General features: G+C 66.2%; 25 protein-coding genes. 16 read left to right on the top strand and 9 right to left on the bottom strand.

Annotated elements, in window-relative coordinates; translation table 11 throughout:
* Positions 1 to 35: 35 nt before the first annotated feature.
* The 5 genes from ACSQ3O_RS25565 (at position 36) to ACSQ3O_RS25545 (ending at position 7,318) form a co-directional block, all read left to right on the top strand.
* Complete coding sequence (locus tag ACSQ3O_RS25565; protein ID WP_436140901.1) at positions 36 to 785, top strand: tyrosine-protein phosphatase; 750 nt, start codon at positions 36 to 38, stop codon at positions 783 to 785.
* Positions 786 to 953: 168 nt separating this feature from the next.
* On the top strand, positions 954 to 1,439 hold the full coding sequence (locus tag ACSQ3O_RS25560; RefSeq protein WP_436140900.1) for a hypothetical protein: 486 nt from the start codon (positions 954 to 956) through the stop codon (positions 1,437 to 1,439).
* A 442-nt stretch (positions 1,440 to 1,881) separates the two neighbouring features.
* Entirely contained in the window at positions 1,882 to 3,705 is a 1,824-nt protein-coding gene (locus tag ACSQ3O_RS25555) for a DEAD/DEAH box helicase (protein ID WP_171012384.1), read from the top strand.
* Between the two features lie 29 nt (positions 3,706 to 3,734).
* A complete protein-coding gene (locus ACSQ3O_RS25550; protein ID WP_436140899.1) occupies positions 3,735 to 5,849 on the top strand; it encodes an ATP-dependent nuclease in 2,115 nt (704 codons plus the stop codon).
* A 47-nt stretch (positions 5,850 to 5,896) separates the two neighbouring features.
* Positions 5,897 to 7,318 (top strand): DUF2130 domain-containing protein, encoded by a 1,422-nt coding sequence (locus ACSQ3O_RS25545; RefSeq protein ID WP_137749298.1) that lies wholly within the window; start codon positions 5,897 to 5,899, stop codon positions 7,316 to 7,318.
* 115 nt (positions 7,319 to 7,433) lie between these two features.
* Here ACSQ3O_RS25545 and ACSQ3O_RS25540 read toward each other — a convergent pair whose 3' ends face one another.
* Positions 7,434 to 8,021 carry a flavin reductase family protein gene (locus tag ACSQ3O_RS25540; RefSeq protein WP_436140898.1) on the bottom strand — a complete coding sequence of 196 codons (588 nt, stop codon included), beginning with the start codon at positions 8,019 to 8,021 and terminating at the stop codon, positions 7,434 to 7,436.
* A 242-nt stretch (positions 8,022 to 8,263) separates the two neighbouring features.
* Between ACSQ3O_RS25540 and ACSQ3O_RS25535 the strand changes: the two genes are divergently transcribed.
* Positions 8,264 to 8,644 carry a VOC family protein gene (locus ACSQ3O_RS25535; RefSeq protein WP_137749296.1) on the top strand — a complete coding sequence of 127 codons (381 nt, stop codon included), beginning with the start codon at positions 8,264 to 8,266 and terminating at the stop codon, positions 8,642 to 8,644.
* 7 nt (positions 8,645 to 8,651) lie between these two features.
* Here ACSQ3O_RS25535 and ACSQ3O_RS25530 read toward each other — a convergent pair whose 3' ends face one another.
* Positions 8,652 to 9,386, bottom strand: a complete 735-nt coding sequence (locus ACSQ3O_RS25530; protein WP_436140897.1) for a Vgb family protein — start codon at positions 9,384 to 9,386, stop codon at positions 8,652 to 8,654.
* Between the two features lie 68 nt (positions 9,387 to 9,454).
* Positions 9,455 to 10,699 carry a helix-turn-helix domain-containing protein gene (locus ACSQ3O_RS25525; protein WP_436140896.1) on the bottom strand — a complete coding sequence of 415 codons (1,245 nt, stop codon included), beginning with the start codon at positions 10,697 to 10,699 and terminating at the stop codon, positions 9,455 to 9,457.
* 102 nt (positions 10,700 to 10,801) lie between these two features.
* Here ACSQ3O_RS25525 and ACSQ3O_RS25520 point away from each other — a divergent pair, with 102 nt between their 5' ends.
* From ACSQ3O_RS25520 to ACSQ3O_RS25495, 6 genes are all read left to right on the top strand, one after another.
* Positions 10,802 to 11,410, top strand: coding sequence for a class I SAM-dependent methyltransferase (locus ACSQ3O_RS25520; protein ID WP_137749294.1), 609 nt, complete (start codon positions 10,802 to 10,804; stop codon positions 11,408 to 11,410).
* Positions 11,407 to 12,186 carry a tRNA-uridine aminocarboxypropyltransferase gene (locus tag ACSQ3O_RS25515; protein ID WP_436140895.1) on the top strand — a complete coding sequence of 260 codons (780 nt, stop codon included), beginning with the start codon at positions 11,407 to 11,409 and terminating at the stop codon, positions 12,184 to 12,186. The genes ACSQ3O_RS25520 and ACSQ3O_RS25515 overlap by 4 nt, the downstream gene beginning before the upstream one ends.
* A 254-nt stretch (positions 12,187 to 12,440) precedes the next feature.
* Positions 12,441 to 12,863: a hypothetical protein gene (locus tag ACSQ3O_RS25510; protein ID WP_436140894.1), complete on the top strand. Its 423-nt coding sequence runs from the start codon at positions 12,441 to 12,443 to the stop codon at positions 12,861 to 12,863.
* Positions 12,864 to 13,000: 137 nt separating this feature from the next.
* Positions 13,001 to 13,474, top strand: coding sequence for a GNAT family N-acetyltransferase (locus tag ACSQ3O_RS25505; RefSeq protein WP_436140893.1), 474 nt, complete (start codon positions 13,001 to 13,003; stop codon positions 13,472 to 13,474).
* A gap of 185 nt (positions 13,475 to 13,659) precedes the next feature.
* Positions 13,660 to 13,911 (top strand): hypothetical protein, encoded by a 252-nt coding sequence (locus ACSQ3O_RS25500; protein WP_063459727.1) that lies wholly within the window; start codon positions 13,660 to 13,662, stop codon positions 13,909 to 13,911.
* 245 nt (positions 13,912 to 14,156) lie between these two features.
* A complete protein-coding gene (locus ACSQ3O_RS25495; RefSeq protein ID WP_436140892.1) occupies positions 14,157 to 14,729 on the top strand; it encodes a DUF1439 domain-containing protein in 573 nt (190 codons plus the stop codon).
* Between the two features lie 124 nt (positions 14,730 to 14,853).
* Here ACSQ3O_RS25495 and ACSQ3O_RS25490 read toward each other — a convergent pair whose 3' ends face one another.
* On the bottom strand, positions 14,854 to 15,924 hold the full coding sequence (locus ACSQ3O_RS25490) for a serine hydrolase domain-containing protein (RefSeq protein ID WP_436140891.1): 1,071 nt from the start codon (positions 15,922 to 15,924) through the stop codon (positions 14,854 to 14,856).
* Between the two features lie 109 nt (positions 15,925 to 16,033).
* Positions 16,034 to 16,957 carry a LysR family transcriptional regulator gene (locus tag ACSQ3O_RS25485; protein WP_137749447.1) on the bottom strand — a complete coding sequence of 308 codons (924 nt, stop codon included), beginning with the start codon at positions 16,955 to 16,957 and terminating at the stop codon, positions 16,034 to 16,036.
* Positions 16,958 to 17,096: 139 nt separating this feature from the next.
* Between ACSQ3O_RS25485 and ACSQ3O_RS25480 the strand changes: the two genes are divergently transcribed.
* Positions 17,097 to 17,876, top strand: a complete 780-nt coding sequence (locus ACSQ3O_RS25480; RefSeq protein WP_436140890.1) for an SDR family oxidoreductase — start codon at positions 17,097 to 17,099, stop codon at positions 17,874 to 17,876.
* Positions 17,877 to 17,894: 18 nt separating this feature from the next.
* Here the strand turns inward: ACSQ3O_RS25480 and ACSQ3O_RS25475 are convergent, their stop codons facing one another.
* The gene (locus tag ACSQ3O_RS25475; protein WP_436140889.1) at positions 17,895 to 18,884 is read right to left on the bottom strand and encodes a LysR family transcriptional regulator; all 990 of its coding nucleotides are present in this window, start codon (positions 18,882 to 18,884) and stop codon (positions 17,895 to 17,897) included.
* A 162-nt stretch (positions 18,885 to 19,046) separates the two neighbouring features.
* Here ACSQ3O_RS25475 and ACSQ3O_RS25470 point away from each other — a divergent pair, with 162 nt between their 5' ends.
* Entirely contained in the window at positions 19,047 to 19,943 is an 897-nt protein-coding gene (locus ACSQ3O_RS25470) for an oxidoreductase (RefSeq protein ID WP_436140888.1), read from the top strand.
* Between the two features lie 128 nt (positions 19,944 to 20,071).
* On the opposite strand, the gene ACSQ3O_RS25465 is transcribed toward ACSQ3O_RS25470, so the two are convergent.
* Complete coding sequence (locus ACSQ3O_RS25465) at positions 20,072 to 20,605, bottom strand: hypothetical protein (RefSeq protein WP_436140887.1); 534 nt, start codon at positions 20,603 to 20,605, stop codon at positions 20,072 to 20,074.
* A gap of 20 nt (positions 20,606 to 20,625) precedes the next feature.
* Positions 20,626 to 21,399 carry an NIPSNAP family protein gene (locus ACSQ3O_RS25460; RefSeq protein ID WP_436140886.1) on the bottom strand — a complete coding sequence of 258 codons (774 nt, stop codon included), beginning with the start codon at positions 21,397 to 21,399 and terminating at the stop codon, positions 20,626 to 20,628.
* Positions 21,400 to 21,663: 264 nt separating this feature from the next.
* On the opposite strand from ACSQ3O_RS25460, the gene ACSQ3O_RS25455 reads away from it, so the two are divergent.
* The gene (locus tag ACSQ3O_RS25455; protein WP_436140885.1) at positions 21,664 to 22,677 is read left to right on the top strand and encodes a helix-turn-helix transcriptional regulator; all 1,014 of its coding nucleotides are present in this window, start codon (positions 21,664 to 21,666) and stop codon (positions 22,675 to 22,677) included.
* A 75-nt stretch (positions 22,678 to 22,752) separates the two neighbouring features.
* Here the strand turns inward: ACSQ3O_RS25455 and ACSQ3O_RS25450 are convergent, their stop codons facing one another.
* A complete protein-coding gene (locus ACSQ3O_RS25450; protein WP_298455217.1) occupies positions 22,753 to 23,415 on the bottom strand; it encodes a TetR/AcrR family transcriptional regulator in 663 nt (220 codons plus the stop codon).
* 110 nt (positions 23,416 to 23,525) lie between these two features.
* On the opposite strand from ACSQ3O_RS25450, the gene ACSQ3O_RS25445 reads away from it, so the two are divergent.
* Positions 23,526 to 23,954 carry a VOC family protein gene (locus tag ACSQ3O_RS25445; protein ID WP_298455214.1) on the top strand — a complete coding sequence of 143 codons (429 nt, stop codon included), beginning with the start codon at positions 23,526 to 23,528 and terminating at the stop codon, positions 23,952 to 23,954.
* Positions 23,955 to 24,017 lie beyond the last annotated feature (63 nt).

The raw sequence follows: 24,017 nt of genomic DNA, 5'->3' as shown, positions 1-24,017 counted from the left end.
GCTGTGCGCTTCGCCCACCGGCCCACGCCCGCACCATGCAGACCACCCCCACCCGATCCCTGCCCATGGCAGGCGCCACCAACTTCCGCGACCTGGGCGGCTACACCGGCCACGGCGGGCGGCCCGTGAAGTGGCGGCGCATCTTCCGCTCCGATCACCTGGCGGGCCTCACGGCACAAGACCAGGCCCTGCTGGCCGAGCTGGGCGTGGCCCGCGCAGTGGACTTTCGCGGCCAGGCCGAAAGCGCTGCCCATGCCTACGCACTGCCGGGCGTGGCCTACCACCCCCTGCACATCGAACCCACCGTGGTGCAGCGCGCGCTGGAGCTGCAGCGCACCGGCCGCCAGCTCACCGCGCAAGACGCCGTGGGCCTGATGCAGGACACCTACCGGGGTTTTGTGCTCGACAACGCCCCGCGTTTTGCCGAGCTGTTCCGCCTGCTGCTGGCCAGCGATGCGCCCATGGTGTTCCACTGCACCGCAGGCAAGGACCGCACCGGCTTTGCCGCCGCCCTCATCCTGCTCACCCTGGGCGTGCCGCGCGACGTGGTCATGCACGACTACCTGCTCACCAACGCGCTCTACCAGCGCCCGCCCGGCATGGGCAGCCACGCCCCCGAAGAAGTGCTGGCCGTGCTGTGGCGCGTGCAAGAGGAGTTTCTGGACGCTGCGCTGCACATGGTGGACAACGACTTTGGCGGGCTGCAGGCGTACCTGGTGGACGTGCTGGGCGTGGATGCCGCAGCGCAGAAGGAATTGGCGGGGCGGTATCTGCATACGGCGTGATGCCACGGTGGGCGTCGCTTGTGCGCGGCCCCACGGTCACTGTTGCTTGTGCGCTGCAGACCACCCTGTTTTCTGCAGCTCGGCGCCGATTTCCCTGACTCCGCAGGCATGGGTGGGTAGCATGCCCAGCTTCACTTTTTGGTGGCGCTTGCCTGCGCCCTTGCTCTCATGATCCGACTGGTACTGATCGCCCTGGTGTTGCTGGGGGGCTTTTATGCACATGGCCGTCTGGCGTTTTCCGAGCCGCGTGTGATGGGCTGGATGACACAACACGCCGCGCGCAGCATGCAGGGCGACAGCGTGGCCTGTGAAGACTATGCCGACGACCTCAAGGTCGAGCTGACCGCCAAGGGCCAGCGCGGGCGCTGGGAGGTCGAAGGCGGCAAGGCAGAGATGTGTGGCTACCTCAAGCAATCGGCCGCAGCGCTGACCGTGCTGCAGGCCAGCACGCAGACCGAGTTTGACAACGTGCGCATCACACGCGGCGGCTTTCCGTGGACCACCGCCCGGCTGCAGTACACCCAGCGCACCACAGTGCAGGCAGGCGGCCTGCCCAGCATGACGGTGGTCAGCGAAGACGCGCTGGTGCTGGCCCGCACCCCTGCTGGCTTGCGTATCCGGGAGCTGCAGTCGCAGTCGTCCGGCGGGCTGTGAGGGCGATGTGGGCGATGTGGGAGATGTGGGAGATGTGGGAGATGTGGGAGATGTGGGAGATGTGGGAGATGTGGGAGATGAGGGAGATGAGGGAGATGAGGGAGATGAGGGAGATGAGGGAGATGAGGGAGATGAGGGAGATGAGGGAGATGAGGGAGATGGCTCGGCGGGGCCGCCCCATGCTGCGCGCTAGCCCCCCACGCCGGAGCAGACAGGCGCAGCGGGCTGGACTAGCCCGTGCCTCAGTGCGCTGCTTGCAAGTGACGGTGGTCGATCCATCTTGAATTCTTGCCTTGGCGCCGTCTCGGGGCGAGGGCGTTCGCCGCGCGCCTTTGACTTCGCTCTTTGACATCCAAAGGTTGCGCACCACCCTCGCACCCCCTACAGTGCATTTACAAATGCACACATGGGCGGCACACCAGCAAGGGAGGCAACTGGCGGCATGGCGATATTGATACCGGCATTGGGCGCATGCACATCGCGCATGACAAGTGGCGAGCGGCGCCTGGCAGAGCGGTTGGAGCAAAAGCTCGACGACGACTACCTGCTTTGGTACGACGTGCCCGTAGGCCCCCAGCAACTGCATCCTGATTTCATCGTGCTGCACCCCAGCCGGGGTTTGCTGATTCTGGAAGTCAAGGACTTCCGCCTGAGCACCATCGTGCAGGCCACCAAAGACGAGTGGACCATTCTGGACAACGCCAGCGGTGCGCCGAAACACATCCAGTCGCCCTTCGCCCAGGCCCGCAACTACGCCCATGCCGTGCTCGGCGCGCTGCGTGCCGACAAGCGCCTGGTGCACCCCGATGGCCGCCGCCAGGGCGAGGTGGTGTTTGCCTGGAGCTACGGCGTGGTGCTGCCCAACATCACCCGCAAACAGTTCACCGATGCGCAGCTAGGCCAGGCCATTGCAGCCCACCGCGTCATCTGCAGTGACGAAATGACCGACAGCGTGGAGGCCGAGGCCTTCCAAAGCCGCCTGTGGGAGATGTTCCCCTACGAGCGCTACCAGACCCTGACCCTGCCGCAGATTGACCGCGTGCGCTGGATACTTTTCCCGCAGGTGCGCATCCCCGAACAAGCCATCCTGTTCGACGAGGCCAATATGCAGGCCGAAGTGCCCGACATGCTGCGCGTAATGGACCTGCAGCAAGAGCAACTGGCCCGCAGCCTGGGCGACGGCCACCGTGTTATCCACGGCGTGGCGGGCTCTGGCAAAACCATGATCCTGGGCTACCGTGCTGAGTACCTGGCGCGTGCCACGTCTGCGGGCAAGCCTGTGCTGGTGCTCTGCTACAACGAGCCCCTGGCCGTGAAGCTGGCCGCCACCATGGCCGCCAAGGGCTTGGGCGAGCGCGTGCACTGCGTGCACTTCCACAAATGGGCACGCGCCCAACTGGTGGCCTACGGGCAATCGCTACCCGCCGACAACCAGAGCGTGGATGCAAAAATGGCCGACATGGTCCAGCGCGTCATCACAGGCGTGGATCGCGGCCACATCCCCACCGGCCAGTACTTGGCCGTTCTCATCGACGAAGGCCACGACTTTGCGCCCGAATGGCTCAAGCTCGTCACCCAAATGGTGGACCCTGCCACCGACAGCCTGCTGGTGCTGTACGACGACGCCCAGAGCATTTACGACCGGGGCCGCAAAAAGAACTTCAGCTTCAAAAGTGTGGGTATCCAAGCACAGGGCCGCACCACCATCCTGAAGATCAACTACCGCAACACGCGGCAGATTTTGCAAACCGCCAACGCCATCGCGGGCGACCTGCTCACTGCCGAAGACCGTGACGACGACGGCATCCCCCTCGTCAAGCCCGTGAGCTGCGGCCGCGACGGCCCCGAGCCCATCATCATTAACCTGCCCACCCTGCCCGAACAGGCCGCCAAGATTGCCGAGCTGCTGCAAGGCGCACACGCCGACGGCTTTGCCTGGGGCGACATGGCCGTGCTGTGCGCAGACACCACGACGCGCGACCTGTGCGCCCGCACGCTGGCGCAACGCAAGCTGCCGGTGGAGAACCGGCTGGGCTCGGGCGACTATGACCCTACCAGCAACAAGATCAAGGTGATGACCATGAAGGTGAGCAAGGGCCTGGAGTTCCCCGTGGTGGCGCTTCCCGGGGTGGGACATATGCCAGCGGCGGGGGAGGATGAGAGGGAAGCGGCGCGGGTGTTTTATGTCGCGGCTACCAGGGCGACGCAGAAGTTATTGATTACTCAAAGTGCAGACAGCCACTTCTCCAAGTTCTTATTTTCATAACGGCATTCACCAAATTAAAGACTCTATGTATGAAACTTCAACATATCGCAATTGAGAATTACAAAGGACTTGCAAACGCAAGTTCAAAGCTCGATGATTTTTCTTGTGTTATCGGAGAAAACAATGCGGGAAAATCCTCTCTCTTGCAATCTGTTTTGCTACTCATCAACGGCACAAAGCTTTCGTCACACGAGTACTTCGATCCCAAAAAGGAGATTCTGATTGCCGGCATGTTTTCAGGGCTGACCGATGAAGTGCTTGAGAAGATAGGTGAAGAAAACAAGAAGAAGATTGAGCCTTATGTAGTTGACGCCTCGATAACCTTGGCACGGCGGTATGCGATTGATGGATCTTCAAAGCTGAGGATCATCACAAAAATACCGAGTGAACTCAAATATCGTGATGAAAAATTTGAAGAGGTTTTCAAAGGCAAGAAAGGCAAAGAGCTCGGAGAGGCGCTACTTGCCTTCTATCCCGAGGTCGCCACGATCGAAGAATCTAAATTAATCACAACGCAAAAGGCCGCGAAGGATCTGATTGAAAAATATGTCGCCGGAATGCCCGAAGAAAAACTTGTTCTGGCAGATATTGCGCTTCCCACAGGAATAGACAACAGCATTAGAGGAATATTGCCTGAACCTGTATACATTCCGGCTGTAAAGGACTTTTCCGATGATCTAAAGACCAAGGAGAGTGCAACATTCGGCAAACTCTTACACATTCTCCTGGAGGTTATCGAAAGTGATCTTTCAGACGCTGTGGAAACGTTTGAAGCCCTGAAGAAAAAATTGAATCGAATCACCGGCGAGAACGGTCAGGTTTCCGACGAGCGAATGGAAAGGGTGAAAGCAATTGAGGCGACGATTCAAAGGAATCTGCAGGAAACATTTCGTGATGTCTCAATTGAAATCAATATTCCTCCACCGGAAGTGAAGTCGATCCTTTCGAACGCGACAATTGTTGCTGACGATGGCATGAGGGGGCCAGTTGAAAACAAAGGTGATGGCTTTAAACGTGCAATCACTTTCAGTATCCTGCGGACTTATGTTCAGTTGTCTCAACAAGCTGACTGGAAGAAAGCCGACGAGAAGCTAAAAGCGACGAAAGACCGATTTCTCTTTCTCTTCGAGGAGCCGGAGCTCTATCTTCACCCACAAGCACAAAATGTCTTGTTCGAGGCCCTTTCGCTTATCTCAAAGACTCAACAAGTCGTAGTAACAACTCATTCGCCACTTTTCTTCTCGCCGACTATTACGAAGACGTTTATCAAGATTTACAAGCAGCGAATACCGAATCAGATAAAGCCGCAAAGTGTCTGCCTAACCATTGATCTGAATGACATGCCGACCAAAGATCAGTTTCAGATCATTTCTTTTGAAACGGGTAGCCATGCCTTCTTCTCCCGACGAGTCATTTTGGTCGAAGGAGACAGTGAACTTATTGCACTTCCGCACATCGCGAAAACGCTCAATGCTCAATGGGATTTAAAAGCCAATTCGATCAGCTTGGTAAAAATCAATGGGAAGGGAAGTTTTAAGCGTTACCTAGATTTTTTCTCGAAATTCAACATCAGCATATTGTTGGTGTCGGACTTGGATGTACTACTGGAGGGCTTCGATAAGACCGAGCCTACTCATGAAATGAAGGCATTGCGGGCGGATTTACTCGCGGATGTAGACGAGATCATTGCAGATGAAAATCTGTTGCCTGTTCCGAGCCCAAAATTGCTCAAAGAGGAGCTTCAGCGAGACAGGGTCAAGGCACTTCACTCATCACTCGTTGCCGCCAGAGTTAAGGGTGATGTTGCTGAGCAATGCCGCATCCTTGATGAAATCTTTGTCTTCGAAAGAACGGTCCCCCGCCTTGCGGTACTGTCTGATTTTTCCAGAGAAAACATAGTTTTGAAAAAACGCCGACTTCTTGCCTCACTTCGAACCAAAGGAATATGTGTTCTTGAGAAGGGTGCAATCGAGGAGTACTACCCCAATACAGTGAAAGGGGCCGACAAACCGTCTTTAGCGCAATCGTTCTGTAATTTGGCAAGTACCAGGGAGGAAGTGCTTGCACTTTGCAACTTGATCGATGTAGACGGTATACCGACACCAGAACTCGAAGTCATCATGAAACAAGTATTCGCTGCGTAGGTTTCAACCGATACCAGTCAACCAACAGAAGAAAAGCCCCATCCGCCATGCACGAAATCATCTGCCCCCACTGCAACAAAGCCTTCAAGATCGACGAGGCGGGGTATGCCGACATCCTCAAGCAGGTGCGCGATGGCGCGTTCGAGCAAGCTTTGCACGAGCGCCTCGAATTGGCCGAACGGGAAAAGCGCGACGCGATTGCCCTGGCCAAGGCCGAGGTGACCAACACGCTGCAAAAGGCAGCGGCTGCCAAAGATACCGAGATTCAGGCGCTTAAAGCCCAGCTGGACGCGGGCGAGGTAGCGCGCAAGCTGGCGGTGACCGAGGCCTTGGGCACGGTGAGCCAAGAGCGCGATGCGCTGGCGAACGAGCTGGCCCAAGCACGCAGCGCACAACAGGCCGCAGCCCAGTTGGCCGAGGCCAAGCTGGCCCATGCGCTGCAGACCGAAGCCGCCAAGAAGGACACCGAGATTCAGGCGCTGCAAGCCAAGCTGGCTGCCAGCGACGTGGCGCGGCAATTGGCGGTGACGGAGGCGGTGAACCAAGCCGTAGGCGTGGTCGCCCAAGAGCGCGATGCCTTGAAGAGCGAGCTGAACCTCATCACCGTCAAAAACCAGCTGGAAGAGAAAGCCATCAAAGAGCAATTCGCCCTGCAGTTGCGCGACCGCGAAGGCGAGATTGAGCGCCTGCGGGACATGAAGGCGCGGCTATCGACCAAGATGGTGGGCGAGACGCTGGAGCAGCACTGCGAGATTGAGTTCAACCGCATTCGTGCGGCAGCCTTTCAGCGCGCGCATTTTGAGAAAGACAACGACGCCCGCACCGGCAGCAAGGGCGATTACATTTTTCGCGAAGCGGACGAGCACGGCACCGAGATCGTTTCCATCATGTTTGAGATGAAGAACGAGAGCGACGAGACGGCCACCAAGAAGCGCAACGAAGACTTCCTGAAAGAGCTGGACAAGGACCGCAACGAGAAGGCCTGCGAGTACGCGGTGCTGGTGTCCCTGCTGGAGCCGGAGAGCGAGCTGTACAACAGCGGCATCGTCGATGTGTCGCACCGCTACCCCAAGATGTATGTGGTGCGGCCGCAGTTCTTTGTGCCGCTGATTACGCTCTTGCGCAATGCGGCGTTGAACTCCATGAAGTACAAGTCCGAGCTGGCGCTGGTGCGCTCGCAGAATGTGGACATCACCAAGTTTGAAACCCAGCTGGACGAGTTCAAGACGGCGTTTGGGCGCAACTGGCGCCTGGCCTCCGAGGGCTTTGAAGAAGCCGTGAAGCGTATTGACGAAGCAATCAAGGACCTGGAAAAAACCAAGGAGGCGCTGCACAAGTCCGCCAACAACTTGCGCCTGGCCAACGACAAGGCCGACGACCTGACGATCAAGAAGCTGACCCGCGGCAACCCGACGATGGCGGCCAAGTTTGCGGAGCTCAAGCAGGTGGGGATGTCAGAGGGGGAGTGAGACAGTGCGGCGCGGTGGAAGGCGTGCGGCTGTGCGTTGCACACCCATCGCTGCTGGCGGTGATCAGGAGCCCGCACTGCCTGCCGCAACGGCGATGCGCCCCCTGCACCCGGGCTCACACCGTGACAGAAGCCCCCGTCGCATAAAACTGCCCCCCCGCCACGTAGTGCAGCGTGCGCAGCTCATCCGGCGCGGTGTCGAACTCCCAGTGGCCTTCGCGGAACACGCGCTCGTCCGCCCAGGCTGCCACCACTTCGCCGATGAACAGGTCGTAGGCCTGCTGGTTGTGGGGCTCGGGGATCACGCGGCACAGGAGCCAGGCGGCGCAGCCTTGCACCAGCGGCGGCGTGGTTGGGGTGGGGTGGCCGGGGGCGTCGAACAGCTCCACGCCGTGGCGCTGGAGCTTGTCGGGCTGGGTCTTGGCGCTGTCGGTGCCCAGGGCCACGGTGAGGGCGGCCAGGGGCACGGTGGGCAGCTGCAGGGCAAAGAGCCCGCTGGCCTCCACCAGTTCGCGCGTGCGTGTGGCCTTGTCGAGCACCACCGTGACCTTGGGCGGCGCAAAGTCCAGCGCGCAGGCCCACGATGCCGCCATCACGTTGTGCTGGCCCGCGTGCGCGGCCGACACCAGCACGGTGGGGCCGTGGTTGAGCAGGCGGTAGGCCTTGTCGAGGGGGACGGGGCGGGCGTGGGAAGGGGCGGGCATGGGCGGCTGTGCGGTGGGCGCTGTGGAGTGAGGATGTTTGCTATTTTTTTAATAGCTAATAGCGCTTGATGGTCGCGCGCAGAAGGCCATTTTGGCTTGAAAAATGGGGCAAGAGGGCTGCAGGGTTTTGGAGAATGCCGCGTGCGCTGGGCGGGACGGGGTGCGGGGCTACCAACAAGTAACATGCTCGTGCTTTTGAGCGCATATCAACCAGCCCCCCGGGGCCCTATGGAGACAAGACGATGTTCAGTCATGTGATGGTCGGCGTGAACGACCTGGAGGTGTCGAAGGTGTTCTACGACGCACTGCTTGGCACGCTGGATGTGCCGCCCGGTGTGGCCAACAAGAACCGCTATTTCTACCGGGGCCCGCACGGTACCTTTGGCATCACCACGCCCATCAACGGCGAGGCCGCCACGTTTGCCAATGGCGGCACCATCGGGTTTGCGATGCAGTCGCCCGAGCAGGCCGATGCCTTCCACGCGGCCGGGGTGGCGAATGGCGGCACCACCTGCGAAGACCCGCCGGGCTGGCGCGAAGGCCCGGGCGGGCGGCTCTACCTGGCCTATGTGCGCGACCCGGACGGCAACAAGCTCTGCGCGCTGCACCGCCCACCCAAGTGATGCGGGTTCAGGCGCTGTGGGCGCCGGGCCGCCGCACGGTGCGCACCTTGCCGCTGCCGCCACCGCCGCAGTAGAAAAGGCCTGCCCCGTCGGATTCGAGCCCGCTCACACCCACGCCTGCGGGCATGTCCAACTGCTGCAGAACGGCGCCGCTGGTGGGGTCGATGTGGCGCAGGCTGCTTTCCTCGCCCTCCCAGGTGCCGTGCCACAGCTCGCCGTCCACCCAGGTCACGCCGGTCACAAAGCGGTTGGATTCGATGGTGCGGCGGATGGCGCCCGTGGCCGGGTCGATCTGGTGGATCTTGCGGTCACGGTACTGGCCCACCCACAGGCTGCCTTCGGCCCAGGTCAGGCCTGAGTCGTTGCCGCCGCCGGGTGCGGGGATGGTGGCCAGCACCTGGCCGGTGGCCGGGTCGATCTTGTCGATGCGCGCTTCGGCGATCTGGTAGAGGTGGGTGCCGTCGAATGCCGTGCCCGCGTCGCACACCACCGCCAGCGTGTGGGTGGTGGCGCCGCTGGCCGGGTCAAAGCCCACCAGTTGCTCGCCCGTGGCGGCCCACACGCGCTGGCCGTCGTGCGTCACGCCGTGGACGGCGCTGGCGCTGCCAAAGGGCCCGTATTCGCGCACGACCTCGGCGGGGCGGCGCGAGGCAATGGGCAGGTGCAGGTGGGACGCGGGCGTGTCGCCGGTCTGGCTGCTGCAGGCGGCGTCGCGGGGGGATTCCAGGGTGGTGTCGGTCATGTCGATGGCTCCTTGCGAGGGTGCCCGGTGCACGCTGAAGAAGTGGTGCGGTGGGCGGTGAGGCCACTTTAGGGATTTGGCGGCGTGGTGGGGAGTAACAAGATCGTCGTGAATCCCACCAGCGGCGCAGCCACCCAGCGGCGGGCGCGGGCCTGGCCGATGGCGCGCACCTGGCCGCTGGCCTCCAGCTCGGCCAGTGCGCGCTGCACGGTGCGCTGGCTGTCGCCCAGGGCCAGTGCCAGGGCCGATGTGGACCAGGCCGCGCCATCGGCCAGCAGCGCCAGCAGCGCGCCCTGCGCGCCATCCACCGGCGGCGCCAGCACAGCCACGGTGCGACCGCCCAGGGGGCGCAGCACAAAGCCGCGCGCCGTGGCCTCCACGCCCGCCAGCGGCGCGATGAGCTTGCGCAAGCGGCCCATCTCCACGCGCAGCCGGGCGCGGTGCGTCTCGTCGGGGTGGCGCGTGCGGAACACGCTCGCAATCAGCGCCTCGCGGTCCACATCGCCGGGCCAGGCCTGCGCCAGCGCGCGCACCAGCGTAAACAGCACGGGGCGGCGTGCCAGGGGCAGCACCACGCCGCTGGCATGCACAGCGTGGCGGCACGCATCGACCACCAGCGTGTGGCGGGATGCGCGCAGTGCGGCCACGTCCTGTAGCCGCAGCACCTGCTCGCCGCCCGGCCCCAGCAGGCGCGCGGCGGGCTGGGCCAGCAGCGCACGCGCGTGGGCCACCTCGGCCTGCAGTGCGGGCACACCGGCGTGCTGCGCGGCCCGCTCGGCATGTTGCAAGGCAGTGTGGGCGGCGTCGATGTGCAGCGCGCGCAGCGCCAGCTCTGCGTGGGTGAGTGCGGCCACGGCGGCCAGCGGGGCGGGCAGGTGTGTGGGCGTGGGCGCACCGTTGGCTGGTTGGGTGGCCAGCAGGTCGGATGCCTCGGCCAGCCGCCCCAGCAGCACCAGCCTGCGCGCCGCCACCAGCCGCGCCTGCAGTGCGTTGGTGGTGTCGCCATGGGCCTGTAGCGTGTGGGCGGCTGCCAGCAGGGGCGCAGCGCCGTCGCCGCCCAGGTCGCGCTGGGCCAGCGCCACCTCGGCCTCGGCCACCACGCAGCGGGCGCGGGCCACGGGCTCGTGGGTGCCAAACGCACGCGCAGCCCGGCGCAGCAGCTCGCGGGCGCGCGGGTGTTCGCCCAGCTGGGCCATGGCGATGCCGCGCAGGGCCAGCGCGGGCGGGTCGTCACGCAAGGCCACGCGCTGCAGCGCGGCAAGGGCATCGCCCGCAGCCAGCGCTCGGGCGGCGGCAGCAATCATCGAATCCATGGCGACAGACTACACGCCTGCCCACGGGCACGCTCACCCTCACGCAGGTGCGGGATACTCTCGCCCTCTCTCTTCCCGTACCCCGCCCACAAGGACCGCCCATTGAAATCCGCCAGCGCCACCACCTTCGACGAGGCCTACTACCAGCGCTTTTACTTCGACAAAAAGACCAGCGTGGTGGACCCGCAGCACATGGAGCGCCTGGGCACCTTTGTGTGCAGCTACCTCAAGTACCTGCGTGTGCCGGTGCACCGCGTGCTCGACGTGGGCTGTGGCATCGGGCTGTGGAAGGACATCGTGGCGCAGCACTTTCCCGCAGCGAGCTACCAGGGCGTGGAGTTCAGCCCCTACCTGTGCGAGCGCTTTGGCTGGCAGCAGGGCTCGGTGGTGGACTATGTGGCCGATGCGCCGTTTGACTTTGTGATCTGCCAGGGCGTGCTGCCCTACCTGAGCCCGCCGGACTTGAAGACCGCGCTGCACAACCTGGGCCGCCTTTCCAAAGGCGCGCTGTATGTGGAAGCCGTCTCGCGCGAGGACTATGAGCGGGACATCATCGACGAAGACCTGACCGACAACCGCGTGTTCCGCCACCGGGCCGAGCTGTACCGGCGTGGTCTGCAGCAGGGCGCGATCGAGCTGGGCGGCGGCGTGTGGCTGAGCCGCCAGGCCGAGCTGCCGTTGTTTGCGCTGGAGCAGGCGGGCGGGCAGTGACCACAACCCCTGTGCCAGCACCTGCGCCGCAGGCGAGCGCGCGCGTTCCCCATGCGGTATCGCGCCTGCGCGCCGAGCGCCTGGCCCGTAGCGCCAAGCCCTTTCTGGCGCGGGGCGGCCCCAAGGGCGAGCGCTGCGCAGGCTGCCGCCTGGTGCCCAGCCACTGCCTGTGTGCGCTGCGCCCCGAGGTGCCAACGCGTGCGGGCATGTGCCTGCTCATGGCCGACACCGAACCCCTCAAGCCCAGCAACACCGGCTGGCTGATCGCCGACGTGGTGGCCGACACCTATGCCTTTGGCTGGGCGCGCACCGAGGTGCAGCCCGGCCTGCTGGCGCTGCTGGCCGACCCGCAGTGGCAGCCCTATGTGGTCTTCCCCGGCGAGTTTGTGGCGCCTGAACGGGTGGTGACGCAGGTAGCGCCTGAGGGCGCGCCGGATGGCAAACGCCCGCTGTTCATCCTGCTCGACGCCACCTGGCCCGAGGCGCGCAAGATGTTCCGCAAAAGCCCGTACCTCGACCGCTTCCCCGTGCTGAGCTTGCAGCCCGAACAGATCTCGCGCTACCGCCTGCGCCGCTCGCGCCGCGAAGACCACTTCTGCACCGCCGAAGTCGCCGCGCTGTGCCTGGAGCTGGCGGGCGAGGAGCAGGCCGCGCAGGTGCTCGACGCCTACCTGGACGTGTTCACCCACCACTACCTGCAGTCCAAGCACCAGCTGCCGCCCGATGTGAACGGGTCGGCCCACGCGCAGTTGCGGGCGGCGCTGGCGCGGGGCTGAGGCCAACAGCCTGGCCCGCCCGGTCCGCCAGGACAGGTGCAGCAACCCGCCAGGTTCGTCGCGCACAGAACGCGCCGCGCGGGCCATGGCCTTGCATGACTTGTTGCTCAAAATGCATGCGCCGTTACCACCCCGTTACAAGTGCCGGGTGGGGCGCGCTCCACAATTTCAGCGCCTGCGTGACCACTTCCACCGTTGCCCGTCTGCCCGGGATGGGCGGGGCCTGCAGCGCATGCACAACCCGTTGGAGAACCATGAAAAAAACGACTTCCCTGTTGCTCGTCGCCACCCTGAGCCTGGCTGCGGCATCGCTGGCCCACGCGGGCAAGGCCGAACGTGACTTCTTTGCCGCCGAGGTGACCCCGGCCCTCAAGACGGCGGCCAGCACCCTCAAACAGTCGTGCGGCTGCGATGTGAAGATGGATGTGAAGCAGGACAGCTTCCAGACCGTGGACCACCTGCGCCAGGTGCGCTACGCGGCAGGCGCCATCGTAGACAACGCCCCGCGCTACTGCAGCGACGCGCCTTCCAAGACCGCCGTGTGCAAGCTCAAGACCCTGGAATTTGCGCGCACCGGCACCACCGCCTTCAAATTTGCCGCTGGCAAGGGCGTGATCACGCTGGACGAAAGCTCGTACCCCAGCTGGGACATGCTGGCCGCAGAGCTGGACAAGTAAGTCATACCGCCCGAGCCATGGCACCGCCGGTGCCATGGCTGCACCGGCGCATGGCCCGCGCGGGGCATACAACACGCGAACGCCACGCGCACAAAGGGCACACTCGGCGCAGACACCCACCTTCTTGCCGCCAGCTGATGCCCACCTTTTTCATCCGCAGCTTCCGCCCCGGCGACGCCCCAGCGCTGCGCAGTGTTTTCCACGCAGCAGTGCACCATCTCACCAGCAGCCACTACAGCGCCGAGCAACGGGCCGCCTGGGGCCCCGCCGAACACGACGCCACACAATGGGCCGCGCGCATGCAGGCCAACCAGCCCTTTGTGGCCGAGGCTAAAGACGGCGCCATCGCAGGTTTTGCGGACCTGCAGCCCAGTGGCTACATCGACATGTTTTTTGTGGCCCCGGCGTTCGCACGCCAGGGCGTGGGGCAGGCGTTGATGGCGCATATCCATGCACAGGCTGCGCAGCAGGGGCTGGTGCGTTTGTGGGCGGATGTCAGCCTGGTGGCCGAGCCCTTTTTTGCGGCCCAGGGCTTTGCCGTGGAAGCGCGCCAGGCGGTGGAGCGCGCGGGCGTGGTGCTGCACAACGCCCGCATGGGCAAGGCGCTGTAGCTGTTGACGCTCTTGTTTTAATAGCTTAAAACGCTTATCTATTGGGCGGTAACGGCCTTTTTTGCATGCGTCCGGGCCTGCGTGCTGCCGGGGCGGGGCGCCGGTGCCTTACAGTAGCCGCCCCACCGCACATGCGGCGCACCCTCATCCCCCACCGTTTGCCAACACAAGAAGGCCACCCCACCATGACCAAAGACCCGGCCCGCCAACGCGAACTGCAACCCATGGCCCTGTGCGAGCCCTGTCAGGGCATCCAGCGCAACTGGCGCAAGGCCCCCGGCCACGCCGAACTGGTGCAGCGCGGCAACCGCAAGGAAGACCGCGACCACGGACCGGTGACCTTCACCCGCTACGTGTGCGACCGCTGCGGCACGGCCTGGGAGTACGAAAACGACAAGACCAATCAGCAGGCGGGCTGGTCGGTGGTGGGCCGTTGACGATTCAAAAAGGATAGCTGCCAGCGCATGACTGACAGGCGGTGGAAGCTATTTTGATTGGGTTTCTGTAGGCTCCGAGCCGCGCCACCATGGCGCACAGGCATGGGCACCCCCATGGCCTCCCAAAAACGCCGCCCCGCGTCCTTTAGCCACCGCAGCGGCGCCTGCCAGCACACGTTCGGGCCAACCGGGTGGCACCTTTTGCCCGCGCCGGTATCCCACCTCCGTTCAAGGAGTTTTTGCCCATGCTGCACCGCCGCCAATTTCTGACCACCACCGCCAGCCGCCTCGCGCTGGGCAGCGCGGCATGGCTGCTGGCAGTGCGCGGCGCATGGGCCTTCCCCAGCTACACCGTGCCGCTGGCCCAGCTGCAGGAGATGGTGGCCACCAAGTTCCCGCGCAGTGTGCCGGTGCAGGGCCTGTTCGATTTGAACCTGCAGGCACCGCAATTGCGCCTGCTGCCCGAGGTCAACCGCCTGGGCGCCACCATGGCCGTGGACGCGGCAGGCCCGGCGCTGCGGCGCAGCCACGGCGGCACCTTCGATGTGGAGTTTGCGCTGCGCTACGAGGCCAGTGACCGCACGCTGCGGGCGCACCAGATCAAGCTGGGGCGGCTGGACTTCCCCACCCTCAAGCCCGCCGTCACCGATCTGCTCAACGCCTACGGCCCGGTGCTGGCCGAGCAGTCGCTGCGTGAAGTCACGCTGCACCAGCTGCGCCCGCAGGACACCGCCGTGTTCGACGGCCTGGGCCTGCAGCCGGGGCCCATCACCGTGACGGCCAAGGGGCTGGAGGTGGCGTTTGTGCGCAAGCCTTAAAACAGGCTCTCAGCCCTGGCCGTACCGCAGGCTGCGTGGTGGTGGTCCAAAAATGATAGCTATCAGCGCTTGACGGACGCGCGGTAAGGGCTGAAAAAACTTCAAATTTGGGGCGTCCGATGCTCTACCGGGGCTCGCCCGCAACCCGCCGCTGCGCCGCTGCAAACACGGGGTTGCGGATGAGCTGCAGCGCCTGCCCGCGCTGGCCGCTTTCGGGTGACACGGTGGAAGTGGTGGCCACCACCAGGTCGAGCGGCGGATACACCCAGATGAACTGCCCGCCAAACCCGCTGGCCATGAAGGTGGGCCGCGCGGCCTTGCCGGGCACCACCCACCACAGGTAGCCGTAGGGCAGCCCCACGGGCGGGCCGCCCGCGTGTTGCACCTGTATCGAGGCATCGGCAAACGCCTCGGGCACCAGGGTCTGGCCGTTCCACTGGCCACGCTGCAGATAGAGCTGGCCCAGCTTGGCCATGTCCAGCGTGCGCAGGTGCGCGATGCTGCCCTGGTAACGCGGCGCAGCCAGGCCCAGGGGCGCCACCAACTGCTGCTGCGCATAGTCGGCCAGGGGCATGCCGGTGGCTTTTTCCAGCACGGCCACCAGCAGCGGCGTCACGGAGTTGTCGTACGCAAACACCTGCCCCGGGTCGGCCGCCAGCGGCCTGGCCCAGGCCTCGCGAACGGGCAAAGGCGCTGCGGTGCCCGCGCGGGTGCGCGGGCCGCCGTCCAGCGCAAAACCGGCCGTCAGCGTCAGCAGGTGGCGCAGCGTGATGGTGGCGGCGCGCGGGTCGGGGTTGAGTGGCGCCCATTCGGGCACCAGGTCCACCACGCGCTGGTCCACGCTGCCGATGCGCCCCTGGGCCAGGGCCGTGCCCAGCAGTGCCGAGAGCGCGCTTTTGGAGGCGGACTGGGTATCGCGTAGCCTCTCCGGCTCGCCGTCGCGGTAGAAGCGGTACACCACCCGGCCGCGCAGCACGACCACCGCACTTTGCACATCGGGGTACTGCGTGGCCAGCGCGGCCTCCACGGGCTGGAAGGCGGCGGCGTCCAGCGCCTGTTCTTCTGCGGTGGCCGTTTCGCGCCAGGTGGATGCAGCGGCGGTTTGCGCATGCACAGCGCCCGCCGTCAGGCCGGCCCCGCCGACCAGCAGGCACAGCGACAACGAGACACAACAGGCGGGCTGGCGGATGGGCATGCGGACTCCTTGGGTGGGACGCGGGATGTGCTTGCCAGTGTAGAAGCCGCCACCTTTACGCCAGCCAAAGAGGAAGTGGTGAATGGATGCAGCTGCAGGGCCTGTCGCCTCAATCCGCCCGCACCCGCTGCGCAAACCCGCGTTGGCTGAACTGCTCCACCACAAAGTCCACAAACACCCGCGTGCGCGCGGGCAGCAGCTTTTTGCTGGGGTAGTACAGCATGGTGGGCCCCGCGTCGGCCCACCAGCCGGGCAGCAGGCGCACCAGGTCGCCGCGTGCCAGCCAGGGCTGCGCAAACGGCATGGGCAGCACGGCCGCGCCCAGGCCCATCAGCGCGGCCTGGCACATGGCCTCGGGGTCGTCGAACACGATGCGGGGGCGGAACTCCACCGGCGCGGCCGCGCCTGCCTTGTTGCGCAGGGTGATCACCGGCACGCGCCCGGTGCGGATGGCGCGGCGGGCAATGCCGTCCCAGGCCGCCAGGTCGGCCGGGTGGCGCGGCGCCTTGCGGCCCTGCAGCAGCGCAGGGGCCGCCACCACCACCAGGTGGATGGGCCCGAGCGTGCGCGCCACCATGTCGGGGTTTAGGTTCAGGCCGCCGCCAATGCCCGCGTCAAAGCCCTCGCCGATCAGGTCCACCTGCCGGTTCTCGAAACGCCAGTCGGGCTGGATGGCGGGGTAGCGCTGCAAAAACTCGGTGAGCAGCGGCACCAGGTAGGCGCGGCCAAAGGCCTGGCCCATGCTCACCTTGAGCGTGCCTGCGGGTTGCTGCTCGGCCTCGGCCGCATGGTCCACCGCATCGGCCAGTGCCGTCAGCGGCGGCCCGATCTGCGCCAGCAGCCGCTGCCCGCCGTCAGTCAGTGTCAGGCGCCGCGTGCTGCGCTGGAACAGGCGCACGCCCAGGCTGGCTTCGAGCCGCGCCACGTTCTTGCTCACCGCCGCAGGCGTGAGGCCCATGTGCCGCGCAGCGGCCGAGAAGCTGCCGGACTCGGCGGACTGCACAAAGGATTCGAGGTGACTGAGCGGTTGCATGGCCGGTATTTTCAACCTTTGGTTGAAAGTTATCCATCCCATTGGTGGCTACCGCGCGGGCAATGGTTTTCTGACACTGCAGGGGTTCCTGGTTCGTTGTGGAACCTTTTTTTGATCCCCCTTTTTTTGGAGAAACACCATGTCTTCTGTTTTGGCAACCTCCCCCACCCACCAGCCCCTGGCGGGCAAGGTGGCACTCGTCACCGGTGGCGCACGCGGCATTGGCGCGGCCATCGTGCGGCGCCTGGCGCGCGACGGCGCGGCCGTGGCTTTCACCTACAGCAGCTCGGCCGCACCGGCCCAGGCGCTGGTGGCGGCCATCGAATCTGCGGGCGGCAAGGCCCTGGCCCTGCAGGCCGACAGCGCCGATGCGGCCGCCCTCACGCAGGCGGTGGACCACGCCGCCCGCGTGCTGGGGCGCCTGGACATCCTCGTCAACAACGCGGGGGTGGCCGTGGCGGGCGTACTGGACAGCTTTGCGCTGGCCGACTTCGACCACACCCTCAACGTGAACGTGCGCGCCGTGTTCGTGGCCACACAGGCCGCTGTGCGCCACATGGGCCAGGGCGGCGCCTACGGCCGCGTGATCACCATCGGCAGCACCAACTCCGACCGCGTGCCATGGCCCGGCTTCAGCGTCTATGGCATGAGCAAGGCCGCCATCGTGGGCCTGACCAAGGGCCTCGCGCGCGACCTGGGGCCGCGTGGAATCACCGTGAACAACGTGCAGCCCGGCCCCGTGAACACCGACATGAACCCCGCCGACGGCCCCATGGCGGGCGACATGCATGGACTGATGGCGCTGGACCGCCACGCCCACCCCGACGAGATCGCGGGCATGGTGGCCTACCTGGCTGGGCCTGAATCGGGCATGGTGACGGGGGCGAGCTTGCTGATCGACGGCGGTTTCGCGGCCTGACCGGCTGCCCGCGCGTGTTCACTGCGCGGGCTTGCGGGGCCGGGGCTTCTTCGCGGGTGCTGTGGGTGCGGTGCCTGCCGCCAGCTCCTGCGGTGTGAGCACATAGGCCGGGTTGCGGGCCACCATCTCCACCGCCAGGTCGATGAACGCCCGCACCCGCGCGGGCAGCGCGGTGCGGCTGCCGTAGTACACGTAGAGCGCCAAGTGCTCTGCCACATGCTGGGGCAGCAGCGGCACCAGCTGGCCGCTGCGCACCAGCGGCGCGGCCGTGACGCCCACCAGCTGGCCCACTGCGTGGCCGCCCAGCACCGCGCGCGCCTCGACCTCGATGTCGTTGGTGCAGAACGCGGGGGGGATGGTGCGCGCCACGATGTCGTCGCCCACCTGGAACTCCCACGGCATGGGCTTGCCGGTGGACGCGTGGCGAAAGCCGCTGCAGCGGTGCTGCGCCAGGTCGTCGATGCTGGCGGGCGCTCCGTGGCGCGCGATGTAGGCGGGCGCTGCGCACACGATGAGCTGCAGCGTCAGCAGCCGCCGCGCCACCACGCCGCCCTCGGGCGGGTAGCCCGAGCGGAATCCCACGTCCACGCGGTCTTCCACCCAGTTGCCGATGCGATCGTCCAGCTGCACATCGGGCTCCACCAGCGGGTGGCGGCGGCAGAACGCGTCGAGCACCGGCCAGATCACCTCCAGCAGGATGGAGCGCGGCGCCACGATGCGCAGCGGCCCGGCCATCTCCTCGCGACCGCGCCGTGCGCCCTGGACCGCCTGCTGCAGCGTGGACAGGCCTGGCTGCGCCGAGGCCAGAAACTGCCGGCCTTCTTCGGTCAGCCCCAGGCTGCGCGTGGTGCGGTGGAACAGCCGCACGCCCAGGTGCGATTCGAGCTGCACCAGCAGCTGGCTGGACGCCTGCGGCGTGATGCCTTGCGCAGCCGCCGCCTGGCGCAGGCTGCCCAGCTCGGCGGCCTTGGCAAAGTTGGCGATGGCGCGCAGTTCGTTGATGGCCATGGTGATGCGGTGCGATGGTGGCGGGGAGATTGGCAAGCAGTGCTTGCGAATGAATCGCCGAATTATGGGCTATTCGAATGGCAATGGAGTCCCTAAAGTTCACCGCCGTGGGCACCCCAAGGCGCCTACCCACCACCGAACATCACCACCCAAGGAACTGCCATGGCCATTGCCTCTCCACCCACCCCTTCATCGTCTTCGTGCCCGCGCGTCTGGATGATCACCGGCGCCTCGCGTGGTATCGGCGCGCGCATTGCCGAGGCCGCACTCGCCCAGGGCGACGCCGTCATCGCCACTTCGCGCAACGCTGCATCCGTCGAGCAGCGCCTGGGCGCACACGACGCCCTGCTGCCCCTGGCGCTGAACGTGACCGACGAAGCCCAGGCACAGGCCGCCGTGCAGCGCGCACTGGCGCATTTCGGCCGCATCGACGTGCTGGTCAACAACGCGGGCTACGGCCTGCTGGGCGCGGTGGAGGAAGCCACCGCCGACGAGGTGCTGCGCCTGTATGACACCAACGTGTTCGGCCTGCTGCACGTGACCCGCGCCGTGCTGCCCGCCATGCGCGCGCAGCGCGCCGGGCATGTGGTCAACATCTCGTCGCTGGGCGGGGTGCAGTCCGCCGCCGGGTTCGGCCTGTACTGCTCCACCAAGTTCGCGGTCGAGGGCATCACCGAGGCGCTGCACGCCGAGCTGGCACCGCTGGGTATCCACGCCACGGTGGTGGAGCCGGGGTACTTCCGCACCGAATTCCTGGACAGCGCCTCGCTGGCCGTGTCGCCCCGCGTGCTGGACGACTACGCCCAAAGCGCCGGCGCCGTGCGCGAGGCCGCGCGCCGCATCAACCTGAACCAGCCCGGCGACCCCGTGCGCCTGGCCCAGGCAGTGATGCAGCTGGTGGCCAGCCCCACGCCCCCGCTGCGCCTGCCGTTGGGCACCGACACGCTGCAGACCATCGCCGACAAACATGCTTTTGTGGCGAGAGAGACGGCGCAGTGGCGTGCGGTGGCAGCGTCCACGGACTTCCCGGTGCAGGAAGCTGCGCTCCAGACAGCGTGAGCCAATGCTCCTGGTTTGATAGCTAATGGCGCAATACCATCAGGCGGTAGAGACAATTTTGGCTTACATTTTTTGGACCAGTGTGCGGCGGGGGACTGGAACGTCACTCCAGATGCCCCCGCCCACGCTCACACCGGCCGCGCCATCTCCATCACCCAGTTCACCTCCCAGGTCGCGCCGCCGTCGGCCGAAAACGCCTGCTGCCAGCGCGGTGCGCCGGTGTGCATCTGCGACCACTCGAAGCGCACGCGCACCGGGCGGCCCTCGAACAGATCCTCGCCTTCAAAAAGGCCCACGCCGTTCTGGAAGCCGCCCACCACGGGCGGCAGCAGCTGGCCGGTGGCCGGGTCCAGGCCACCGGTGAGGTTGTCGAGCCAGTAGATGCTCCAGCGCTGCGACGCGGGGCTGAACACGCGCAGCGCCATGCCCACAAAGCCGGGCTTCCAGGTCTGGGGCGTGAAGCTGTCGTAGTTGCCGATGCCGGCGGGCAGCGGGTGCACGGTGCCGGTGGCGTCGAACACCTCCCAGTCGTTGCAGCCTGCCAGGCGCCGCACCAGCCGCGTGTTGCGGATGTGCCAGGGGCCCATGAGGAAGTCGAAGTCGCGCGCGGCGCTGGGGGCCACGGCGGGCGAGGGGATGGTGATGAGATGGGGCGTGGTCATGGTGGTGTTCTGGTGGGGTTTCATGCGTGCAGGGCGCTGCGCGCCGTGGGCTGCAGGCACAAGGTGTCGGGTGGGCCCGCCAGCCAGGGCGCGAGGTCCGGGGCCACGCCGCGCTCCCAGGCGTGGCTGTGGGTCGCGGCCTGGGCCGCTGCGGCGCTGCCAAACAGGGCCAGCGCCAGCAGCACGGGTTCGCCCTCGCGCACGGGCAGGCGGGGGAAGGTGTTGGCACTGGCCTCGGTGCAGTACCACGCCACCTGGCGCGCGCCGCTGCGCTGCAGTAGCGGGGCCATGCGGTGGCGGCAGAACGCCAGCAGCGCGGGCGTGGGGTTCTCGCGCAGTGGGAAGACGGTGGCGGTGAGCACGCCAGGGGCTGCGCCGCTTCTGCCGGGCGCGGGGCGCGCGTGCTGGGGCAGGGCGATGGCGGCGCCGGGCCAGGCGTGGCGCAGCAGCAGCACGTTGTCCGAATCGACCATGGTGGCGTTGGCCGCATTGCGGTGCGCGGCCCACACGGGTCCGCCATAGAAGCCTTCGAGCGCGCGGCGGCGGGATTCCATGTCGGCAAAGCCGCGCAGCCACACAAACATGTCGGGCCGGTCCAGGTCGCGGAACTGGCCCAGCACGCGCATGCCGTGGGCCTCCTGCGTCTCCACGAACTCGCGGTCGAACAGGTCGATGAGCGCGTCGCGCTGCTGCGGGTGCAGCGTGTACTGGCGCAGCTCGACCACGGCGCATTCGTCGGCGGCGGGCGGGGCTGCGCAGGGTGGGGGTGGCGGGGCCATGAGGGCTTCGGGCATGCGGGGCTCCTGGTGAGAAAACGGGCGAAAAACACAACGAGCCCGCAGTCTGCGCCGCCATACCTGCCACCTTGTGGCAGGTATTTGGGATATCTTTGTGCATCGCTTGTCAGAGCGGCTCACAAAACTCTTCTGGCGTCGTTGCCGTGTCATGTCGTATTGCTCTTACTACGCGCACTGCCTGCGACGCGGCGCCTGGCCAGAACCGCCTCGCTGAGTTTTTTGGGCCGCTCTTGTTGCTCCCACCACGCCCTTTTTTGCCCCATGCGCGCCAGCCGCCTGCTCTCCCTTCAAATGCTGCTCGAAACCCGGGGCCGCATGAGCGCCACCGCGCTGGCCGATGCACTGGAGGTGTCGGTGCGCACGCTCTACCGCGACGTGGACCAGTTGAGCGCCGCCGGTGTGCCCATCTATGCCGAGCGTGGGCGCCATGGCGGCTTTGCGCTGTTGCCGGGCTGGAAGACTACGCTCACCGGGCTCACGCCGTCCGAGGCGCAGGCCGTGTTCCTGAGCGGCCTGCCCGGCCCCGCGCAGGACCTGGGCCTGGGTGGTGATGTGGAGGGTGCGCGGCTGAAGCTGCTGGCCGCGCTGCCCGCCGGGTGGCGCGACGACGCCCAGCGCGTGAGCACCCGCCTGCACCTGGACCCGGTGGACTGGTACCGCGAGAGCGAGCCCACGCCGCACCTGACGACCGTGGCCGCCGCCGTGTGGAACGGCCACCAGATCCGCATGCGCTATGAGAGCTGGGCCGACACCGTGGAGCGCACGGTGAGCCCGCTGGGCCTGGTGCTCAAGGCCGGGGTCTGGTACCTGGTGGCGTTGCCCGTGGCGTCCGCAGGGGCGGCGGCCGCACCGGGCGCGGCAAAGGGTGGCCCACGCACCTACCGCGTGTCCAGCATCCGCGCCGCCACCGCACTTGCCACGCCGGTGCGCCGCCCCGCGCGGTTTGATCTGCCGGGCTACTGGGCCGCGTCGATCCAGCGTTTTGAATCGGAGATCTACACCGGCCACGCGCAGGTGCTGGCCACGCCCGCCGGGCTCCAGGGCCTGCGCGCGCTCAGCAGCGCCGTGGCGCGTGCGGTGGCCGCCGCCCCGCCATCGCGCCGAAACGATGGGCGCGTGGCGGTGTCAATGCCCATCGAGTCGGTGGAACATGCCTGCGGGCAGCTGATGCGCCTGTCGCCCCAGGTCGAGGTGCTGCGCCCCGCCGCGCTGCGCCGTGCGCTGGTGCAGCGGCTGCGGGCCACGGCGCAGTTGTATGGTGTTGAAATGCTATGAATTGGATAGCTAAAAAGGGATGATGGACGCGCGCAGAGGGCCTAAAACCCTTGAGGGATCTCTGAAGCTCCGGGCTTAGATCCCCCGCTCCACCATGTCCAGCAGCCGCTGCCCCAGCCCGTCCAGCATGGTCTGCGGCGTGCCGCGCAGCGGGCCGTCGATGGCCAGCAGAGCCATGCCGTGCACGGTGGACCAGGCCAGGTATTCCGCGCCCTGGCGCCGCGCGGCGGGCAGTGCGCCTGCGGCCACCAGGTCGTCCAGCGCTGCGCTCAGGTGCTCAAAGGGGTTGAGGCCTGTGGCGCCGCCCAGGGCCGGGTCGGGCTGTTGCTGCACGGTGAAGCGGCCGCCAAACGCGGTGCGGAACAGGCCTGTCTCGGCCTGGGCAAAACGCAGATAGCCCGCGCCCACGGCGCGCACCTTGGCATGGGCCTGCTGGGTGGCGGTGCCGGTGGCGGGCACCTGGGCCAGTTCGGCCTCCATGAAGCGTGCGGCGGCGGCCACGGCGGCGGCGCGCACGGCGCCCAGCAGGTCGTCGCGGTTGGCAAAGTGGCGGTAGGCCGCGTTGGGCGCCACGCCCGCGCGGCGCGTGGCCTCGCGCAGCACCACGGCATCGGGGCCGCCCTGGCGGGCCAGCTCGATGCCTGCGTCCAGCAGTGCGCGGCGCAGGTCGCCATGGCGGTAGGTGCTGCGGGCCGCAGCGCGGGCCGGTTCGGGCGTGTTGCCGGTGGTTACGTGCATGTTGTTTTGGATGTGGACACTGTCCATTATCTTTGTTATGGTTTGTGGACGGTGTTCACAATTGTGCGCCGACCCTCTCTTTTGCTCCCCCAACCCGCCAGGAGACCCCCATGAAAGTCGAGCCCTATCTGATGTTTGAAGGCCGCTGCGAAGAGGCGCTGGATTTCTACCGCAGTGCGCTGGGCGCCCAGGTCAAAGTTCTCATGCGCTACAAGGACAACCCCGACCCGGCCGGCGCCCCGGGCTGTGCCGACGGCAGTGGCAGCGGGCCCACGCCCGAGATGGTGATGCACGCAGAGTTCTCCGTCGGCCAGACCACGCTGATGGCGTCGGACGGCATGGGTTCGGGCAAGGCCAGCTTTCAGGGCATCTCGCTGGCCCTGAGCCCCGCCAGCGTGGCCGATGCCGAGCGCCTGTTCCACGCGCTGGCAGACGGCGGCCAGGTGCAGATGCCGCTGTCCAAGACTTTCTTCTCGCAGGCCTTTGGCATGGTGGCCGACCGCTTTGGTGTGCCGTGGATGGTGGTGGGGCCGGAATAAACGTGAAACGCGCTGGCCGCGCATCGAGTCACCCCGCCCTGCACCCTCCCTTCCTTTGATCGA

This window comes from Acidovorax sp. LjRoot74, from assembly GCF_964254355.1.
In the GTDB taxonomy this organism is placed as follows: Bacteria; Pseudomonadota; Gammaproteobacteria; order Burkholderiales; family Burkholderiaceae_C; genus Acidovorax.
This window is presented reverse-complemented; position numbering and strand designations above follow the sequence as displayed.

Bases quoted from the DNA above. Each gene is read 5' to 3' on its own strand.
- ACSQ3O_RS25560 (WP_436140900.1), top strand. From the start codon at position 954: ATGATCCGACTGGTACTGATCGCCCTGGTGTTGCTGGGGGGCTTTTAT.
- ACSQ3O_RS25465 (WP_436140887.1), bottom strand. From the start codon at position 20,605: ATGACCACGCCCCATCTCATCACCATCCCCTCGCCCGCCGTGGCCCCC.
- ACSQ3O_RS25525 (WP_436140896.1), bottom strand. From the start codon at position 10,699: ATGGATTCGATGATTGCTGCCGCCGCCCGAGCGCTGGCTGCGGGCGAT.
- ACSQ3O_RS25505 (WP_436140893.1), top strand. From the start codon at position 13,001: ATGCCCACCTTTTTCATCCGCAGCTTCCGCCCCGGCGACGCCCCAGCG.
- ACSQ3O_RS25445 (WP_298455214.1), top strand. From the start codon at position 23,526: ATGAAAGTCGAGCCCTATCTGATGTTTGAAGGCCGCTGCGAAGAGGCG.
- ACSQ3O_RS25495 (WP_436140892.1), top strand. From the start codon at position 14,157: ATGCTGCACCGCCGCCAATTTCTGACCACCACCGCCAGCCGCCTCGCG.
- ACSQ3O_RS25540 (WP_436140898.1), bottom strand. From the start codon at position 8,021: ATGCCCGCCCCTTCCCACGCCCGCCCCGTCCCCCTCGACAAGGCCTAC.
- ACSQ3O_RS25470 (WP_436140888.1), top strand. From the start codon at position 19,047: ATGGCCATTGCCTCTCCACCCACCCCTTCATCGTCTTCGTGCCCGCGC.
- ACSQ3O_RS25530 (WP_436140897.1), bottom strand. From the start codon at position 9,386: ATGACCGACACCACCCTGGAATCCCCCCGCGACGCCGCCTGCAGCAGC.
- ACSQ3O_RS25535 (WP_137749296.1), top strand. From the start codon at position 8,264: ATGTTCAGTCATGTGATGGTCGGCGTGAACGACCTGGAGGTGTCGAAG.
- ACSQ3O_RS25555 (WP_171012384.1), top strand. From the start codon at position 1,882: ATGGCGATATTGATACCGGCATTGGGCGCATGCACATCGCGCATGACA.
- ACSQ3O_RS25460 (WP_436140886.1), bottom strand. From the start codon at position 21,399: ATGCCCGAAGCCCTCATGGCCCCGCCACCCCCACCCTGCGCAGCCCCG.
- ACSQ3O_RS25500 (WP_063459727.1), top strand. From the start codon at position 13,660: ATGACCAAAGACCCGGCCCGCCAACGCGAACTGCAACCCATGGCCCTG.
- ACSQ3O_RS25545 (WP_137749298.1), top strand. From the start codon at position 5,897: ATGCACGAAATCATCTGCCCCCACTGCAACAAAGCCTTCAAGATCGAC.
- ACSQ3O_RS25550 (WP_436140899.1), top strand. From the start codon at position 3,735: ATGAAACTTCAACATATCGCAATTGAGAATTACAAAGGACTTGCAAAC.
- ACSQ3O_RS25480 (WP_436140890.1), top strand. From the start codon at position 17,097: ATGTCTTCTGTTTTGGCAACCTCCCCCACCCACCAGCCCCTGGCGGGC.
- ACSQ3O_RS25455 (WP_436140885.1), top strand. From the start codon at position 21,664: ATGCGCGCCAGCCGCCTGCTCTCCCTTCAAATGCTGCTCGAAACCCGG.
- ACSQ3O_RS25475 (WP_436140889.1), bottom strand. From the start codon at position 18,884: ATGGCCATCAACGAACTGCGCGCCATCGCCAACTTTGCCAAGGCCGCC.
- ACSQ3O_RS25490 (WP_436140891.1), bottom strand. From the start codon at position 15,924: ATGCCCATCCGCCAGCCCGCCTGTTGTGTCTCGTTGTCGCTGTGCCTG.
- ACSQ3O_RS25565 (WP_436140901.1), top strand. From the start codon at position 36: ATGCAGACCACCCCCACCCGATCCCTGCCCATGGCAGGCGCCACCAAC.
- ACSQ3O_RS25450 (WP_298455217.1), bottom strand. From the start codon at position 23,415: ATGCACGTAACCACCGGCAACACGCCCGAACCGGCCCGCGCTGCGGCC.
- ACSQ3O_RS25485 (WP_137749447.1), bottom strand. From the start codon at position 16,957: ATGCAACCGCTCAGTCACCTCGAATCCTTTGTGCAGTCCGCCGAGTCC.
- ACSQ3O_RS25510 (WP_436140894.1), top strand. From the start codon at position 12,441: ATGAAAAAAACGACTTCCCTGTTGCTCGTCGCCACCCTGAGCCTGGCT.